The sequence below is a fragment of the Ignavibacteriales bacterium genome (genome assembly GCA_016214905.1).
GTDB lineage: Bacteria > Bacteroidota > Ignavibacteria > UBA10030 > SZUA-254 > PNNN01.
This window is the reverse complement of the sequence record JACRMQ010000006.1, coordinates 736798-756382: the sequence shown is the minus strand read 5'-3', so window position 1 is coordinate 756382 and position 19585 is coordinate 736798. Positions and strand designations below refer to the sequence as shown.

The 19585-nt window shown below is 40.5% G+C and carries 11 protein-coding genes; all 11 read right to left on the bottom strand.

Features of this window, described 5'->3' with window-relative positions; genetic code table 11:
• Positions 1–18: 18 nt before the first annotated feature.
• Positions 19–2061: a (Fe-S)-binding protein gene (locus HZB59_07185; GenBank protein MBI5021202.1), complete on the bottom strand. Its 2043-nt coding sequence runs from the start codon at positions 2059–2061 to the stop codon at positions 19–21.
• Between the two features lie 13 nt (positions 2062–2074).
• Entirely contained in the window at positions 2075–2980 is a 906-nt protein-coding gene (locus tag HZB59_07180) for a PhzF family phenazine biosynthesis protein (protein ID MBI5021201.1), read from the bottom strand.
• 8 nt (positions 2981–2988) lie between these two features.
• Complete coding sequence (locus HZB59_07175) at positions 2989–3828, bottom strand: DUF4905 domain-containing protein (protein ID MBI5021200.1); 840 nt, start codon at positions 3826–3828, stop codon at positions 2989–2991.
• Between the two features lie 125 nt (positions 3829–3953).
• Entirely contained in the window at positions 3954–4550 is a 597-nt protein-coding gene (rdgB, locus tag HZB59_07170) for an RdgB/HAM1 family non-canonical purine NTP pyrophosphatase (protein MBI5021199.1), read from the bottom strand.
• 16 nt (positions 4551–4566) lie between these two features.
• Positions 4567–5919, bottom strand: a complete 1353-nt coding sequence (gene radA, locus HZB59_07165; protein MBI5021198.1) for a DNA repair protein RadA — start codon at positions 5917–5919, stop codon at positions 4567–4569.
• Positions 5920–6807 (bottom strand): NAD(+)/NADH kinase, encoded by an 888-nt coding sequence (locus HZB59_07160; GenBank protein MBI5021197.1) that lies wholly within the window; start codon positions 6805–6807, stop codon positions 5920–5922.
• Positions 6804–7118: a DUF1844 domain-containing protein gene (locus HZB59_07155; GenBank protein ID MBI5021196.1), complete on the bottom strand. Its 315-nt coding sequence runs from the start codon at positions 7116–7118 to the stop codon at positions 6804–6806. Before HZB59_07155 ends, HZB59_07160 begins: the two co-directional genes overlap by 4 nt.
• Before the next feature lie 120 nt (positions 7119–7238).
• Positions 7239–9563 carry a T9SS type A sorting domain-containing protein gene (locus tag HZB59_07150; GenBank protein ID MBI5021195.1) on the bottom strand — a complete coding sequence of 775 codons (2325 nt, stop codon included), beginning with the start codon at positions 9561–9563 and terminating at the stop codon, positions 7239–7241.
• Between the two features lie 27 nt (positions 9564–9590).
• Positions 9591–11987 (bottom strand): T9SS type A sorting domain-containing protein, encoded by a 2397-nt coding sequence (locus HZB59_07145; GenBank protein ID MBI5021194.1) that lies wholly within the window; start codon positions 11985–11987, stop codon positions 9591–9593.
• Positions 11988–12536: 549 nt separating this feature from the next.
• Complete coding sequence (locus HZB59_07140) at positions 12537–17024, bottom strand: lamin tail domain-containing protein (GenBank protein MBI5021193.1); 4488 nt, start codon at positions 17022–17024, stop codon at positions 12537–12539.
• 340 nt (positions 17025–17364) lie between these two features.
• Positions 17365–19569, bottom strand: coding sequence for a hypothetical protein (locus HZB59_07135; GenBank protein ID MBI5021192.1), 2205 nt, complete (start codon positions 19567–19569; stop codon positions 17365–17367).
• Positions 19570–19585 lie beyond the last annotated feature (16 nt).

Here is a 19585-nt window from a genome sequence, read left to right as displayed (position 1 = left end):
TTGCGCAATCATCGATGATCATATATCTTTATTTTCAATAGCTTCCAGAACCAATTCAGCAACATCTTTCACGAATACTTTATCAGAGGCATCTTTATCTTTAACGCCATCACTCACCATCGTCATGCAGAAGGGACAGGCAGTGCCTATCACATCAGGATTGAGGGTGAGTGCTTCTTCCATTCGTTCATGGTTGACACGCTTACCGGTTGTTTCTTCCATGAACATTCGAGCCCCACCGGCACCGCAGCAAAATCCTTTATCACCCGATCTCTTCATTTCAATTGATTCCAATCCCGGAACGGCAGAGATCAAATCACGCGGGGCATCATAAATGTTATTATACCGACCGAGATAGCATGAATCGTGATAAGTGATTTTCGCTTTTGTTGATTTTGATAATTTCAACGAACCGGATTCGATTAAACTCAAAATAAAATCTGCATGATGAATCACCTCATAATTACCACCGAACTGTGGATACTCATTCTTCATTGTATTGAAACAATGCGGACAAGTTGTTACAATTTTATTGAATTTATATTTTGCCATCGTCGAAATATTATCGTTAATGAGCATCTGTGCAAGGTATTCGTTACCCGCGCGGCGTGCCGGATCGCCATTACATTTTTCTTCGGTGCCGAGGATCGCAAAATTGACTCCCGCGATCTGCATCAGTCTGGTAAATGCTTTGGTAACTTTCTTGTATCGTTCATCGTACGAACCTGCACATCCAACCCAAAACAAAACATCAACTTTTTCTTTGGATGCCATGAGTGGAACATTCAACCCTTCTGCCCAATCGGCGCGGGAAGAATGACTGAATGCCCATGGCGTAAAATTCCGTTCGAGATTTTGAAAAACAACTTGCATCTCTTTCGGAAACCGTGACTCATTGAGCACCAGGTATCTTCTCAAATCCATAATAGAATCAATATGCTCTATTTGAACCGGGCACTCTTGAACACATGCCATGCAGGTAGTGCAAGACCATAATTCCTCCTCCGTGATATAATTATCAATTAGCGGCTTACTGAGAATTCTATCATCAACCGATTCACTATCATTATTCTTCCATTGTCCATCCGCGAATTTCAGATCGTTTTTTGTAATCAACGATGCTTTTTCAAGTAGCCGATGCTTTATATCGACAATTATTTTTTTAGGAGAAAGCGGTTTACCAGTTATATTCGCAGGGCAGGAAGCGGTGCACCGTCCGCACTCAGTGCATGTGTATCCATCAAGTAATTGCTTCCATGTTAAATCTTCAACATCCGATGCGCCGAACTTTGTCGCAGTTTCATCCGCAAGATTTAACATTTTAAGGCTTGCTCTATTATCTAATTTAGCGAGGTAAACATTCGGAATTGATGATAGTATATGAAGATGTTTTGAATAAGGGAGATAATTCATCAAGCTCAAAACAAACAATATGTGCATCCACCAGAATATTTCGTACCAGGATTGCTGCTGTTCAAAAGGAAGACCGGAGAAATACAAAGCGATTTGCGCCGATATAATTTTCCAGGAATAAATGGTGGTGTCGGACTTTGCGATCTGAGCGGCACTTTGTCCGAACATCGATATCATTATTAAAACAATCATCGTCAATATCAAAGTCGCATCAAATTGCGCATGCCCGCTAACCTCCAACCTTTTGGGACGCAATATATACCTTCTGAACAACGCGAATGCGACCGATGTTATGACCAGCAAACCCATAACATCCTGCAGCATGCATAACGGTTTATATAAAACGCCCAAAAAAGAGAAATTAAAATCCGGATATAATCCTTCACCTATCGTTTCAAGAATCGCAAGTAGAAGTACAATGAATCCCCAAAATATCATGAAGTGCATGATGCCAGCGAATGGTTCACGAAGAAGTTTTTTTTGTCCGAGCGCGATCGTGATAACATTTTTTATCCGCCGCCATTTATTATCGGATCTATCCTCCGGTTTGCCGAGTTTCAGGTACGACAACAATCTTTTTACATTTATTGTAAAAAGAGTAAAAGAAGAGATAAGTATAACAATAAATATTATCGATTTAATCATTATAAATCCTGCTTAATCATTCATGTATTTGCATCTCACCATCCATAACGGTGATCGCATTACCGCCGATCCTCACGGAAGTAATTTTCTTAGATCTGAGTTCTATCTGCACTCTCACTCTACCTTTCCTGCCTATAACGTCACCCTGTTCTCCCTGAAATTCATAAAAATTTTCAGCATGTTTTAAGTAACCATTTTCATAAAGCAAGAATGCTAAAGGTCCGTGCGCAGAACCTGTAACAGGATCTTCATTGATTCCTATCGTCGGAGCGAAGAAGCGCGAATGTACTTTAGAATCACGGTCAACCGTTTCAGTTGCATAGACGCACAATCCCTCCAGATTCCGTGATGCAAGAAAATATGACATCGTTGTGAAGTTCGGTTTCATTGTAAAAAGAGTATGGAGGCGTTTAACTTGAACAAACAGATTTTTATCGCAAACATCTGCCGCACGGTTTTCGAATTCACCCGGGTTTATATCGAGGACGCGTATCAATTCAACCTTCGGCTGCACACCTTGATCAATCACCGGGTGTTTCAATCCGAACCAAACGGTGATCCGTCCCGTTTCTTTGACAACCTCAACTGGCAGAATACCTGATGCTGTTTCGATCTTAAAATTATATTCTCCAGCATCTTTCATTCCCAGTAAACCATCTTGAGCCAGTGCATGGAAAGCAGCAACGGTTGCGTGTCCGCATAAATTAACCTCAGTAGTCGGCGTAAACCACCGCAAATGAACATCCGTATCCGCTTTTTTTGGTTTGCATACAAATGCGGTTTCAGACAAATTTATTTCGCGTGCAATTTTTTGCATCATCATGTCGCTCAGGTCAGATGCATCCAATACAACGCCCGCCGGATTTCCGGTGTTGGGTGTTAAAGTGAACGCATCTACTGTTTTAACTTTAATTTTTCGCATGGTTGTTCTTATTTAATTTCCAGGGCATTTAAGATTTTGTGATCTTTCAAATACAGAATAATATTTTCGATCAGGAGAAATATTCCTCGCACAGGATAATTTGCAGATCGTATTACTGTATCCTGGTATATTATTTTGTTTTTATCTTTGTTGATAATGATTATATCCTGATTAAATGTCGATCGATTGTCGATATCAGACGACAGATAATAACCAGCAATAACCATCATCTTATCTACTTCGATATATTCAGTTAAATTGAATCCTGATATTTTCTTTTTCAGCATAATAATCTCTTTTGTTGATTCAAGCGGATTGAGATCGTTCGATTCGGGATAGACAACAGATTTAGGCACAGGTATTATTGATTTCTGCTGTAACGATCTGACCGAACATTCATCATGCCTGGCAATGATATCACAATTTTGCATCTCACATTCGACATACCCGATATTGAAATTTGATCGTTGTTCCGCAACGAGTTTTCCGGAATAACAAAAAAGATATTTGAGATTAATATCTGACCAGAGTACTTTCCCCGTCTTCAGGTCAACAACCTGAACACCTTTATGTTCCGGCAGTTCGGGTGAAGCATATCCGTGAAATATGATAGCACCATAGTAAACAATCTCGATACCAATCCACCATATTTCATGGAATGATTTTCTCCAACATTCCTTTCCGGTCAGATAATCGAGAACAACATATTCTACAATTTTTGAATCCTTGTTCCTGTCTTCGAGAACCAGGTACTGATCATCTGCGGGAATGATTTTCCAGAATACACCGTTCGCTTCATATTTCCATAGAAAGCGGGGACGGTTTTTAATAAACGGTAACTCTATCATCTGTAAAATTAATTTTGTATAAGATAATCATACTACAGACGATTTTCAAGAAATTTCTCGATAATCATAATAATTACGAATTGGGTGAGATGATGTATATTTTGTCGATACCCTACAAAATATCATTAAAGATTATAATACTCGATGAGAAATTTTATCAATTTTTGGAATGCGACAGCCCTGTGGCTGATTTTATTCTTTTCCGTAAGAGTTAATTCAGCATACGTCTTTCGATAACCGTCAGGGACAAATATCGGATCGTACCCGAATCCTTCTGTTCCTCGTAAATCGTGTATAATTTTACCCTTGCAAATTCCTTCAAATGATCTTTCAATTTTTCCATCTGTAAAGACAGCAACGCAACGAAATTGAGCACCACGCTCTTCATCCGGAACACCTTCCATCTCCTTGAGCAGCTTTTGATTGTTATCGGAATAAGTGACATTCTCACCTGCATAGCGTGCCGAGATAACTCCCGGCATCATATTAAGATGATATACTTCTAAACCTGTATCGTCGGAAATGGTAGGAGATTTTGTGGAATCATAAATTATCCGTGCTTTCTTCAACGCGTTTTCTTCAAGTGTGTTTCCATCCTCAATAATTGCAGGAAGATCGTTTCTTCCTATCAGACTTTCGATATTAATCGGGATACCGGCGATCAGACTTTTAACCTCTTTTACTTTTCCCGGATTATTTGAAGCAAAAATAATATTTTTCATTAATATTCATCCTGAGCTAAAGGAGCAGTTTCATTGCGTCATCGATTCTTTCCACACCAATGATCTCGATGCCATTCGAGTTACTGAATTCTTTCATGTTGTTCTTCGGTATGATAATTCTTTGAAATCCGAGTTTGGTCGCTTCCTGAACTCGCTTTTCGATATGGCTCACAGTTCTAACTTCACCTCCGAGGCCTATTTCGCCGACAGATACCGCCTGATTATCAACCGGTACATCCCGAAAGCTCGAAATTATGGACGCGGCTATACCTAAATCGACTGCGGGTTCATCGATTGAGATTCCACCTGCGATGTTGACAAAAACATCTTGTTGACCGAGGTGCATACCAAGACGTTTTTCCAAAACGGCGAGTAATAAATTTAATCGTCGCAGGTCGACTCCGGTTGAATTCCTTTGCGGGGTGCCATAATTTGTTGTGCTTACAAGCGCCTGAACTTCTATAAGTATCGGGCGGGTACCTTCAATACTCGCTACAACTGCTGAACCTGAAGTACCGAACGATCGTTCAGATAGAAATACCTCGGAAGGATTTTTAACTTCTTCCAATCCGTTTACCCTCATCTCGAAGACACCGATTTCATTTGTCGATCCGAAACGGTTTTTCATCACGCGCAGAATCCTGTAAGCATAATGCCGTTCCCCTTCAAATTGCAGAACCGTATCAACCATATGCTCGATAACTTTCGGTCCGGCTATCATACCGTCTTTAGTGACATGGCCGATCAGAAAAACCGGGATCGATTTCTCTTTCGCGATCCGGGTAAATAACGCCGCGCTCTCACGAACCTGCCCGACACTTCCCGCCGAACTTTCCAACTGAGGTTTGAACATCGTCTGAATTGAATCGACAATAATAATATCAGGTGGTGTTCTTTCGATTACTTCTTGAATGAGGTCCAGGTTGGTTTCAGCGAGTACAAGAAAAGAATCGCTCTTTGGAAATTTCAATCTATCGGCGCGTAATTTTATTTGCCGTGCAGATTCTTCACCGGATATATATAGAACTATCTTATTCGTAAGGTGGGCGGCAATTTGCATCATCAAAGTCGATTTACCTATTCCGGGATCTCCTCCGATCAGCATAACAGAACCATCCACGATTCCTCCTCCCAGAACCCTGTCCAGTTCAACAATATTAGTTCGTGTGCGGGAATCATCCTGTGTATCGATTTCCGTAAGAGGAGTTCCTTTGACATTAGATGAGGAAGCTGTTTTGCGTGTTGCGCCTCGTTGAGCGAGCTCTTCAACAAAAGTATTCCAACCGCTGCAGTTCGGACATTTACCGGTCCAGCGGGGTGATTCATATCCGCAACTCTGGCAAATATATTTCGAAATTATTTTTGCCATTCACTTTGTTTCTTTCCGGACATCTTTTACCCAGTTGAGCTTTGTTCTAAGCAGATCAAAATATGTATGCTCCCTTCGTTTAACAAGTTTCACTCTCAGAGGAGATTTTTTGATCCTGAATTCGGCGGGTGTATTATAAAAATATTCTTCCTGACCATCGATTGTTAAGTGAATCGGTTGATTACCGGCAGGAATCTTAATAATGATTTCGCTGTGATCGGGGATGATTACCGGACGGGCAGAAAGCGTGTGAGGTGAAATTGGACTGATTGCCAAAACCGCACTACCGGGGACAACAATCGGTCCACCCGTTGCCAACGAATATGCTGTTGAGCCGGTTGGTGTGCTCACAATTATACCATCGGCAACGTAAGTCGCGAGGTAATCACCATCAACAATAGTTTCTATCTCGATAACGCGTGGGGAAGAACCGCGATCCAACACGATATCATTAAGAGCGAAAAACAACTCCTGATCTGTGGATGTAGCGCCTTGCAATGCCAACCGCTCTTCGATGAAATACTGACCTCGTGCTATCTCATCAATGCAATCGTTCATATCATCTATAGAAACTTCAGCAAGGAAACCAAGTTTCCCGAGATTAACACCTAATATGGGTAATCCGCGCTGGCGCACCATTCGCGCCGCCGATAGCATAGTACCATCACCACCAAGAGCTATGAGCATATCGCATTTCTCGCTGATCTCCGATTCAGGCACCATTATAGATTCATCAATCGTCAAACCGGCACCCGATTGGTTAAACCATGTTCCTAATTTCTGGTGTACGACGAATGGAATTTTTTCCATCGTAAGGTAACTTACAAGATTTTCTGTTACCTCGATGATCGCAGCTTTTCTTGTGTTTCCGAATATGCCGAATTTCATTGTTGTTCCGGTTGAGATGCTTCGGGTGATGCTGTTGAAGTTTTTTGAGATTTGTTCACTTCATCAACGTAGTTAAGCTTTAGTTCCTGCAAAACTCCGGTAAACATTTTCTCTTCTTCTTTTGATAGATTGTTCTTCATTTTGTTATGAAGCATATCAAGCAAATCGATCGAGATCTGTGCTTGGGGCAGGTCTTGATCTATTTTATCGGTTAAAGGATTTTTTAATTTTCCCATATGCTGAAGCGCAGCCGTCTGAAACATTAGAATGAGCTGAGTGAGAAGCAGGTCGTCTTTTGTTATTTGATCCATATTACATCCAAAATTGTTCCTGAGAAATTATGAAAATTACAGTTGAAAAACAAAAATATAAATAAAAAAACCCACTCGATGACAAGTGGGTTTTGAACGATCATCATCATTATTTTTTTATTATTTCAGCAAAATCATCTTTTGCAATTGATGATATTGAGCATTGTCAGTGTATAAACGATAGAAATAGATACCCGATGCTAATGAACTGGCATCAAAAATGATTTCGGTTGTACCTTCATCGCATTCTTCATTTTCGAATAACGTCGTTACTTCTTTTCCAAGTATATCGTACACTTTCAATGTCACCAACGATTGTTCTGGTAAATCAAAAGAGATCGTGGTACTCGGATTGAAAGGATTCGGGTAATTTTGGTGTAACTGGAATTTATCGGGTGATAGCTCGATGCCATTTATGTCAAACGCCAATGGTTCAATGGGCGGCGCGATTGCCGGTTTTAAAAACCATACACTGTCAATTGGATTTACCCCGGTAACGACCAACGGATCACGTGAAACTATTTTAAGTGTATCAAAAAACGCGTGGTTAACCGACGACAATATATTATCGAGTAGTAGCCAATCGACGGTAGAATAATTCTTACCGTATGTCAGATAATTATCGGCAGTGGCAGCAATTTGTCGAAGTGTTTTATTCCGATACGGATTGAGCGGATTTCCATCATCAAACCTAATATCACCGAATGTAGGTGCTGTTATACCGGCATCACTCGCTGCAATGCTGATTTTCAACGCAATCAATTCTCCGGCAAGATGGTTGTTGTGTTTATCTCGTTTAGGATTTTTCTTTTCACCTACAAAAGGTGCGGATGAATAAAAATCGAACCACCTTGGTGAACCTGTATCCGGTAAATAGCTCGATACACTCTTTCCCTTATCAAATCTCATCCAACCATACGAAGTTGCAGAGTCGGGGTTTTGACTTCCAATTACCATTCCACCCGGATACCCGATGTATCCTTTTTTGATTTTTGGATAAGCCAACCTCATCGCCTCTTCACAAACATTACCCATATTTGGTTTTTGAGTAAGTTTGATACTGATAGCTTTTAGAGTCAGACTTTCCTGAACAAATGAGCGGTACTTTACAACATCGCTATCGACATACTTTATCGTTAAAAATTCAGAACCCTTTAATTTTTTCGATTGACCTGTAACATAAACAGCACCGGACGATGAAAGCACTGCAACAGGTGTGTCGTCGCTATTGGTATAACCGTTATACCTTGCGGAATAATTCAGATTGCCATTATTACCGTTGTGTTGGATGAGTACAAAATCTTTACCAACACCGGTTCCCATACTTGCACCTATTATGTAAGGATTGGTGGTTCCGGTTATCCCCACTCCGATGTCTTCATCACCCGCTGTCCCATTATAAGATCGGACCCAATTTGAGTCGCCATCCGATTGCGCATAACATACGGTTACAATATCATTGAAAGACCCGGTTTGAATACTTTTCCCTGTTACATAAATACGATTCGTACCGGATAAACCGATTGCATATGCTTCATCATGAGTATTGGTAGGACCGTTATATCGGCTTATCCATTTCACGGTACCGCTTGAAGTATAACCGATAGTTACATAATCATTATTTCCTGAAGCATTCATACTCGATCCACTAATAAACACTTCGTTATTTGTGTTTCTAACAATTCCACGGGGAATATCATTACCTAGAAGATATCCATTGTAGCGAGCAGACCAGATAGAATCTCCGGTTGCCGGATTATATTTAATTGTAAAATAATCGTACCCGGAATCGACACTTGTTCCTGTCACAAATAAATCTGTATTTCTATATAATACCATACCGAGCGCGCTATCGGTGCTGCTTGCAGGACCATTATACCGTTTGACCCATTTTTCAATACCTGAACGATCATATTTTATCGTTACATAATCTACCCCCGACCCGACGCCTTTGCTCCATCCACTAACAAAGACATTCAGAGAATCGTTAACGGCAATTGCCGTTGGTTGATCATCTTTGTTATCAGTTCCGTTATAAAGAATCGACCAAAGCTGTTGAAGATTGCTGTCATATTTAACTGTAAGAAAATCAAAACCACCTCCTCCTGAGGTAGTATATCCGGTGACATATATATTTCTACCAGTATCAACTGCGATTGCGACAGGTTTATCGATACCGGAATTTTCTACCAGGGTCCGTTTCAACTCCTCGCCATCGGATGAATAAATTACGGTAACAATATCCACACCGGTAGATTTATTAGTCGCCCAACCGGTTACTATTAGTCTCCCGGTTTTATCAACAACTAGTGCCGATCCACTGGCAGGTGAATTTTTTAAAGAACCTGATAAATGCGAAACCCACTGTCGGGTGTCTTGAGCGAACGAAAGTGCAGAAAATAGAAACAAAAAGATGAGGTATCGCTCAACTTGTAATTGTTTCATATGGGTGTTCATCCCCTTTCTGAAAGGTTATTTTAGAACTATCATCTTCTTAACCAGATGATGAACATCGGCACCTGAAAGCGGCTCAGCGATCAATCTATAAAAATAAACGCCTGATGAAAGATTTGAAGCATCGAAATCTAGACTATATTGCTCTTCATCTAAAAACGCGCGATCCATGAGCGATGCAACCTGCTGACCAAGAATGTTGTAAATTGTAAGGGATACGTACGATTGTTCGGGAACAGAAAATTCAATCGTGGTGTATGGATTGAAGGGATTAGGATAATTTTGAAGCAAGTTAAAACTTTCAGGGATTTCCTCTTCGTCGCCTATTGCCTGGAATGTTGGCAACTGGGGTGGCGGTTCAACACTCGGACGAAGGAATGGAATCGAGAATAACGCTTTCACAGATTTCATCCTTAGAGGTGAAGATGAAACTGTATCGAATGCTCCGTGAAATGCTCTGTTAATTCTTTCCAACGATGTAGCAACCGAATTATAATTAACCTGCTTGTAAGATTGCCACATAGTTAACATTGAATCGACAAGGGATGCAATATTTCTAAGTTTGCGATTGTTTAAAGGATTATTTTGAATGGTATCGAGAAAGACAATATCACCCAATCCTTCCGGTATTAATCCTGCGTCGCTCGCACCGATATTGAGTTTTAATGCTATCAATTCAGCTAGAACACGATTATTATATCGCATCGAACTCAAGTTCTTTTTCTCACCGATAAATAATCTGTCAATTATCCAATCGAAGGGCCGCGCCGCGCCTTGTTGTGGTAAAACTCTCTTTAAGAAATACGATTTTGTATATCTTATCCAACCATATTTTTTTGCGCTATCGAGACGAGATACCCCGGCGTAAAGTCCGTATGGGAACACACCTCGTTTAAAAACCGAGTCTCTGATATTGCCGGCATTCGGCATCGCTAGTATTTTTCGAGATAAATTGTTGATATATCGTTTAGACTTTGCACTTAAACTATCCTGGATAAATGTACGGTAGCACCCACCAGCAGGTAATCCATTCGCACCAATCCGGTGACTGAATATATCCGTTGAGCCGCTGTTGAGGTGATAATCAGCCCAACCAATTATTGCACCATTCATGCTGTCGATAGATAACTGCGGTATAAATTGATCCATTGGAGATGTAGCAATCGGATTTCCGTTCGTACCCCAAAGAATTTGCCCCTGTTGGTTGAATCTTTGTGCGTAGATGTCAAAATTAGCACCACGCTTATCTTGCCAGGTAACTATAAAATAAGAATTTTGATAAATGATTTGAGGATTGTACTGATACCCTGTTGCATTGCATATGGGAATGCCAGAAACTCCCCATTGCATGTTACCTTCTCTAGAAAATCTTTGGGCATAGATATCGTAATCAATTCCCGATCTATTGTCTTGCCATACCACAACTCCGCCACCGAGACAATCGGAAACTAATTGAGGATAATATTGATTACCTGCAACTGGTGCAATCGCCAACCCATCAGATAGCCATCTTATATTACCGTATGGATCGATTCTTTGTCCATAAATATTATCATATGTATTATTCCTTCTATCCTGCCAAACAACAATCGTTCCGCCGATAGTATCGGGAATCATTTGAATATTCCACTGATTATTTTGTGAAGTACATAGCGGTAATCCGTTAGCGATCCATGCGTTTTGTCCTGAAGGGAAAATCCTTTGACAATAGACATCTGAAGAACCGCTACCCAATCTGAAATCTTCCCACGCGATGAATGCACCGCCCCGGTGATCGCTTGTGATTTTGGGATTTATTTGACTTGTTGAATCGTTACAAATTAATTGCCCGTTCATCGCCCATGACGTCTGCCCTAGTGAATCAACTCGTTGAGCGAAAATATCGAACTGTCCTTTACGCCGATCTTGCCAGGTGATAATTACACCTCCCAATCCGTCGGTTGTTAACTGTGGATTGTATTGATGTCCGATAGCGTTGCAAACTGTCACACCGTTCGGCGACCAGTTCGAAACTCCGTTGCCATCAATCTTTTGAACAAATATATCATAGTCGTAACCTGATCGATTGTCTTGCCAAACAATGAAGGCACTGCCTTTTCCATCTGATAGGATTTGAGGATAATACTGATATCCGGAGGTTGAAGTGAGAGGAAGTCCATCGGTACTCCAAATCGGATTACCTGAAGGAGTTGTTCGCTGAATATATAATTTATCGCCGCCACCTCTGCGATCCTGCCAAACATAAAATGCACCATTCTTCGCATCGCTGGAAATACGAAGATTCCATTGACCTCCTGAGGCGGTAACAATCGGGACGCTGCTATCAGTCCGGCATGGCCAGTCTGCTAATAACAAACCCTGAAAAAACAGGCTAGCGAAAATATTTAGAAGTAAAATCCTTACCAATTTGGTCATGCTATAATCACAAAATTCAAATGCATCTCAGTCACATCTATCATTAACTTCATTACATTTAATGCGTGTATAAATCCTAAAATCTTTATGCTTAAAGTATATACGCTCGCAACCTACTTCAGATTAAGATAACTTCAACAAAGACATATATGGTTGAAATAGGTTCACACTCTTTAAAATAAATCAAATATTTTTTTGGATAGCGTGAATCAGGAATACTGTATTTTTTATTTATCCTCTAAGCCATTTCTCCTTTAACAACCCGCACTTGGCCCGGTATCAATTGAGAATCCTATTTAACAGCTCTGAGGTGTGGTGCTTTACTTGGTTATTACTTTACAAAGTATACTAAAATATACAATTACAGTCAATACCTAAATTAAAAAAAACGAGAAAATATGATATTTTCTTTTATTTGCTTAAAAATCCAATTATCCACCGAAATAGATAAAAAAAATCGTTCATTTTTTCATATTTTGGCTACATTTTGATCACTCATTAACACTATGGGAGCTTACAACCTATGTAAGCTCCCATCCAATACAATTATTATTTTAATAATACCGCTTTAGTGATCGCATTAAATTTATCTGCAGCCATTTTGATAAAATATATACCACTAGTAGCCGGGCGATTATCATCGGATAATCCGTTCCATTCGAGGACGGAAATTCCTGCTTCTTTTTCACCATGGTAAAGTGTTTTAATTTTTCTCCCGATCGCATCGTAGACTACAATATTCACAACGGTTGTATAAGGAATTTCGATCTGAAATTTTGTTGAAGGGTTAAACGGATTTGGATAAGATTTGCCAAGTGTAAAATTCTTCGGTAATTCTTTTTGAGAATTATATCCGAGCCTCAGTGAAGTTACCGGCTCATTGAATATAATGCTATTAGCACCGGTTATCAATTGATTTTTACTTTCAGTCCGCAGATAGCAATTTCCAATATCTTGTTTAATATCCCATTCAATCGTAATAGGATATTGCACTCCTTGCAGATTTATAGAAAATTCCTTTGATGATTCTTGAACTCGATCAACAGCTTCTATATTTCGATTCGAAGCGAATCGAATATCGAATATTTCTTCAGGACCTAATGGTGGTACGTCATGAGATTGAAGTTGTTTTTCATCTATACCATTTCCGAAATACAATGTTTGTTTCTTTCCGGTTTGATCCGTGATGGTTAATGTATTCAGTGCAAGACCATTTTCCGACGAAGAAGAATTGTTAGAACCAACTAAAACTCCACTGTTCAAAACCAGTTTCCCTCCACCATTTATTTTTACCCAATATCCATGGCTCGGTTTAATTGTATCAGATATCAGATAAGTATTTGTAAATTCAAAATATTTTGATGTTACAATATCGGTCGGAATCTGCTGAATACTGGCAGTCAAAATATTCTTGCCGATTGAACCTATCATATTCCAGCCATCCACTACAATAATCGTATCGTTGAGGATATCTGCACCCGAAAAATTAAATGTTGCGTCAACAGGGAATTTCAACCAATAGCCGAAACCTTTTTTGAGTGTATCTTCAACTTTGTAAGTACCTTCATAATAAAAAGCGTTACCAGGTGCTGTTGGATAAAGGATACTCTTTCTTGCATCTGCGACATAGTATGGTAGAGAGATTAAATTCCAGCCGGCCGTGACCGTGTGTGATTTTGTTGTAGCTCCGATTGAATGTGCAGCATCAGAGGCTGTATAGAAATCTAGTGAACTTAATCCTGTCGCCTCGATCTTATTCAATCCTGCATCGAATGTTGCAGATTGCGCCCACCATGTAGTGCCGTTATCGGTTGATTTCCAGAATGACAATGTCGCTTCGTTCTGGCCGTTCAACTCACTTTGGTCGTAATAGAACGACATTGTCGCATTCAATCCGATATTCACTTTCGGACTGAAAGAGAATGCCCGCAAAATCGATTCATTACCACCACCTGTTTGCGGTGTACCTGTGATACGATAGATCACAGTCGTATCGGGAGTGGCATCGAGCGCGTTTACTGTAACACCAATACCGCCGCATGTGTTGGCAACTGCCTGGGTTAACACACGTTTTGTTCTAACAACTCCAATAACAGTTTTACCCGACGATTCAACTATCTCGCCATTAACAAGCATAGTATCTACGTTCATCGAATTATTTAAGATCACTGTATCGATCGCACCAACTTTGACAAATGAATACGTGCCTGCGCTGCTACCACCAATGGTTTGCTTTGAACCGGTTGGATCTTCGGTTAATTCACCAAACGCTACCGAATATTTACGCGAACCGTTCGGTGACTTTAGATTGAGAGTTCCATTGTTAGTGATACCGCCATCTTTCAGATTGATATAAGCTGTGTTTGATCCGCTTAATGCATTATTCACAAGGAAACTCGCCCCAGTCTCAATTACGATACCACCCGTCAGCATCGGTAATCCTGGCGTTGAAAAATTTCCGATAGGGTTGATATTGGCTTCCGATTCCATACCGATGATAAATGAACTTCCGGTTTTCACTGTCAAACTTCGAATGTTCATGGTCGCGTTCGCTGTTTGATTCCAATACAGTATTTTCGCGTTCGTTCCATCACCAATGACAAAATTCGCGAGACGGAAACCTGCATCGGTTTTTAATGAATCTGTGGATGCACCTGTGAATTTCACAGTACCTTCGTTCATATTCAACCCGCGGTCACCATTCGCTGTCGTATTGGAGGCATTCGTGAACGCTCCTGCTTTCAGAACCAATGTTGCGTCGGTATTTCCGTTGGATGTCAGTTTCGGTCGTCCCGGTGTACCAGATAAATCTAATTTACCGTTAACAGTCAATGTTAACGCACCTGACGAATTAAATTGCAGAACCGGACCGGCTACACCGCCGACGGTATCCACACCGACCATTGTCAATTTATTACATTGCGCATCGGCAGTGATTGTAACAACAACATTTCCTGTTGTCATAGTAACATCATCGGTTGACGTTGGAACAATGCCACCCGACCATGTTGCACCGCTGTTCCAATTACCTGTCGCAATCGCTTCGAATGTATTCGTAGTGATATTTACCGTTGGAGATGAAGCTATTGGTGTGAGCGTTCCGCTTGCAAGAGCAGTCTTCACAATGAAAGATGTATTACCACTTGAAGCGGGGGTGTTGAGGTCTTTAATTTCAATTGTTCCGGGATTAACATCTGTTAAAAGCAATCCTGCAATGGTTATAACATACGGAGTTGTAGAACCATCACCAGTGATAGTCGGTGTCTTTCCGGCAAACGCGCCGGTTAACACATACGAAGCAGTATTCGTCCATGCCCATGTTAGTGGGATCTGGATGCTGACACTTTCTAACGTATTAACTCCATCACCGGTAACGGTGAGTGTTTCTGCAACCGCAGTTAGAGAAACAAGTCTGCTGGTTGGTTTAATTGTAGCTGTCCCAGAACCATCGCCCGTAGAAAGACCTAAGTCTTCAGCTTTGCGCGGTTTGATTTCCATATATGTGTAGTAATATGCTAAGATACCAGTAACATCTGTTGCTATTGATGGAATTGTTTTCCCTAAAACTGTATTTGCAGTTCCGTTACTTTGTATGTAAACCGTTATTGTGTCATTATCAGATTCTTTGAAATTATAACCATGTTCAGCAAAAGTTCCGACTGAATCAGTTGTCAAGCCGAGAATCTTCACCAGCTTACCTTCATTCGAGTAAGATGAATCTTTTGGAAGAGGTAAAGTTAAAGTAACCGGAGTAATTGTAGATGTACCAAGAGCGGTATCTACAAAATTGAAATTTGGTGTTTGCAGTTGATAGACATGAGATGATGCTGACCCGATAGTACCCTCAACTTTGGCGTTACGTCCTGCCTTTAATGACGATGGCATTCCGGTAAGGGATAAGTATAATCCACCTGTTGCATCTTGAATGTACGTTGAATTAGATGATAAGGTATTAGCATCGACATTTAACGTCCCGTTTATTCTGGCTCCGTACCCCGCAACAGAAGAAACACCATATGATTTAATCGAACTGATTGGTGAATCGCCAACAAAATATCCGTATACGCTGGATGCCGAATATGCCCCAAGGTTATCTATTGCCGTTATAAAATATTTTACAAGATCTCCGTTTGTTACATGTTTTGAAACCGGAATATCTCCGCTATAAGTTGAACCTGAAACAAATGTCATTGTAACAGATGAATCATAATTCCCCCCATTAACACTGATTGCTAATTTTACTGATGTAATAGTTCCATCATCAATAACATTTGCAGAGATAGTATTTGTTGAACTTGTTGCCGGCACAAATGTACCGCGGGTAATTGCCGAAATACTTGGAGATTGATTCCCTGATGGAGGATCCTCTGCTGAGGAAGCTGAGTTTTGTGGTACCTGAGTCGATTGAATTACAAAATCGGCGCTATTATCATTCGAATCCCATCCATTACCGTTTGTGACATCAGAACCGCCCGCTGCCATAGTAATTGCTGTTGATGATGATTGCGCTTTACGTTCAGCACATGTTGTATTACTCAACGATGAAGTAGGTCCTGATCCTTCATAAAGTGATGCAGTGCTACCATAACCAATAAAATCGACAATATTTGTACTTGAAGGACCAGTAACAGAAATAGTATCATTTGCAAGAGCTACTTTCCCATTCGAAGAAGACATGGCAATTGAGCCCGTCGCATCTGCAAGTGGTAAGTCTGTGGTACCGCCAGCTCCTGCTGCCTCTTTTACCAAAAAGAATCCATGCGCAGGTATGGTCCCTGAGAATATAGTTTTATACAATGCTCCAGCTTGAAACACACCCGCTGCTGACGCGTATTGCACAGACCAATTAGTCATTGTTATAGGTGAACTCGTAGGATTATACAATTCAACATAATCGTTTTTATATGTTGAACCGCTGTTACCGCCACCACCATAAACTTCGCTTATCACAACATGGTTAGTAATTTGGGCAAGGGCACCTACACTAAAAAGCACTAAAAATAGTGCGAAATTAAAAATTTGTCTTAAAGTTTTCATAATCCTTTCCTCCAAAAATATTTTTGAATTTGTTGATTGTATGATTTTAAAATTTTTGTTAATGAATATTCAAATATAAACTCACAAAGGATATGGGAGAAACATAAAATTTTTATTAACAAATATGAATTTCTATGTCAACTATCTCTCTGCCAACCTCGCCCTCAAAGTTACTCTAATATTGCAAAATTCCATAAATAAAACAAAACACCCGCCGGAATTCCTCGGGCGGGTGTCGATCTGGGATTTATACATATTCTGCTATAGTAATTGCTTTCCAACTTAAGCTCCCAATTTTTTATCCTACAATTGCATGATAATATTTTTAAGGATTACATTTTCACCTGATTAGAACCAATTTCCCGGCAACCTGAGTTTTGGGGGTCGAAAGAGAGTATATGTAAACACCGGTCGGGACCGAAACACCATTCATATCTCTCCCGTCCCACGAGGGCGCGTAAGGATTACCGCGTGAATTATCATAAACCCCGGCGGCGACAAAACCTAGCGGGATTTCCTGTACCTTTCTTCCGAGTATATCATAAATTTTGATCATCACACTTGTTGATATGTTCAATTCAAAAGGTAGATACGTGCCCGCTGAATGATTCATAGGATAATACGGATTTGGGAAATTTGGTAATAGTTTAATTTCTTTAGGTGCTTTAGCCACAATAGGATCTGTGTTTAAGACCCTACCGCCACCATCGACAGTTTTTAAAATCGCTCCCCTATCGCCGATAACCCACCCAACCTTATCGGAAATAAATTTTGCTGAATAGAGATCCCGGTTTGTCCCGCTCGCAAGTGCGAACCAATTTTTACCGCCGTTTGTACTTTTTAATACTGTTCCTTGCTTTCCTGCAATCCAACCGGTACTATCGTCGACGAAAAATATACTTTGATAATCTACTTTTAGAGATGGTGTGTTGATGCGTCTCGGGTACCATGTTGTGCCATAATCTGTGGTCGTCAGAATTGTTCCGTTACGGCCCGACGCGAAACCTGACTGTGGAGAAATAAATTGTACAGATAATAACGCCATATAGGGTTCGGCATGCGGAACCACCCATGTTACTCCGGCGTCTGTGCTTTTGAACATTCTTCCCAATCCGGATGAATCACCGACTGCGATAATTGTATCTTTATCTATGAACTGAACATCCGCGAGACGATAATTGCTATGCAACTGAATAAGATTCCAATCAAGTCCGCCGTTTCTTGAACGAAGAATAACTCCTCCTTCACCAACGATGATGCCTACGAGTGAAGAATTTAATCTAATTTTCATGAGTCGACTTGTTACGGGACTTGTAAGTTTCGTCCAAGTCAATCCACGATCTAAAGTGTATAGAATGATACCGGAATCACCTACGGTAACACCAGTCAGTTCATCCAAAAAATCTATTGAGTTTAAGACAGTTTTATAATTAGTATGCACGGTATCCCATCGGGCACCGCCATTTCGTGTGAATGCGATAACACCATTGGCACCCGAGGCGAAAGCGCGGTTCGAATCGATCACAGCAAGTTCTCGCAAATCATTCACATCGCCACCCGAATAATTTACCCAATTGACTCCGTTATTTGTGGTTTTCCATATCCGTCCATTTGTCCCCACAGCCCATCCAATACTATTCGGTGAAGAAAGCACAGAAACATTCAAGAAATCTGACGTGCTGTCGAAAACGCCTGCATTCCATGTCGATCCGCCTGTAGCGCTCCTTAAAATTACACCGTTATTACCAACAATAACACCTACCTGTTGGGAGAAAAAATCAAGGGCATTTAATCCTCCGGTGCCGGTAGATTTTTTTGACCAGTGCGAACCGCCGTCTGATGTAATAAAAATTTCTCCGAAATCGCGACCTAACACCCAACCTAAAGATTGATTGATAAACTTCAGATCAACAAAATCGCTGGGTGAAATCGAAGCTAACGTATCGCTTAACTGCCAATCATTGCCACTATTCATTGTTGTATAAAGTGTACGCCGGTCTGCCGCTAAAAAACCGACTTGCGGTGAGACAAATTGAATTGAATTGAGTGAGTTAGTAAGATTCAATCCTAACCGTTCCCATGAAGAGCCGTTATTTGTTGTTCGAATTAAATATCCATTTTGACCCGATATCCAACCAAGATTCCTATCGAAAAAAAACACATCTTTTAAAGTATTGGAAGTCCCGATATAACTGACTCTCCACCTATCTCCCTGATTCGTTGTGTTTAATATTCTTCCTTCCTCTCCAACAATCCATCCATTCGATTGTGTGTTAAATTGGAGCGACCGAAATGATGTGCGTATGTCTTCGAGATTTCCTCTAACTGACCATGTCGAACCACTATTGGTACTGCTCAGGAGCATTCCGGCATCACCAACTGCGTAAACAGTTCGTGCATCAATGGTTACCACATCGTAAAGATCGTTACCTTGAGGAAACGGATTTTGCCAAATCCATCCTTGAGATTCTTGACTGTGCAACGCAGGATATGATAAGATGAGAAATACAAAGATGGAATATAATCGCTTCAAAACATTTTTCATGTTTGAAATTTCTTTA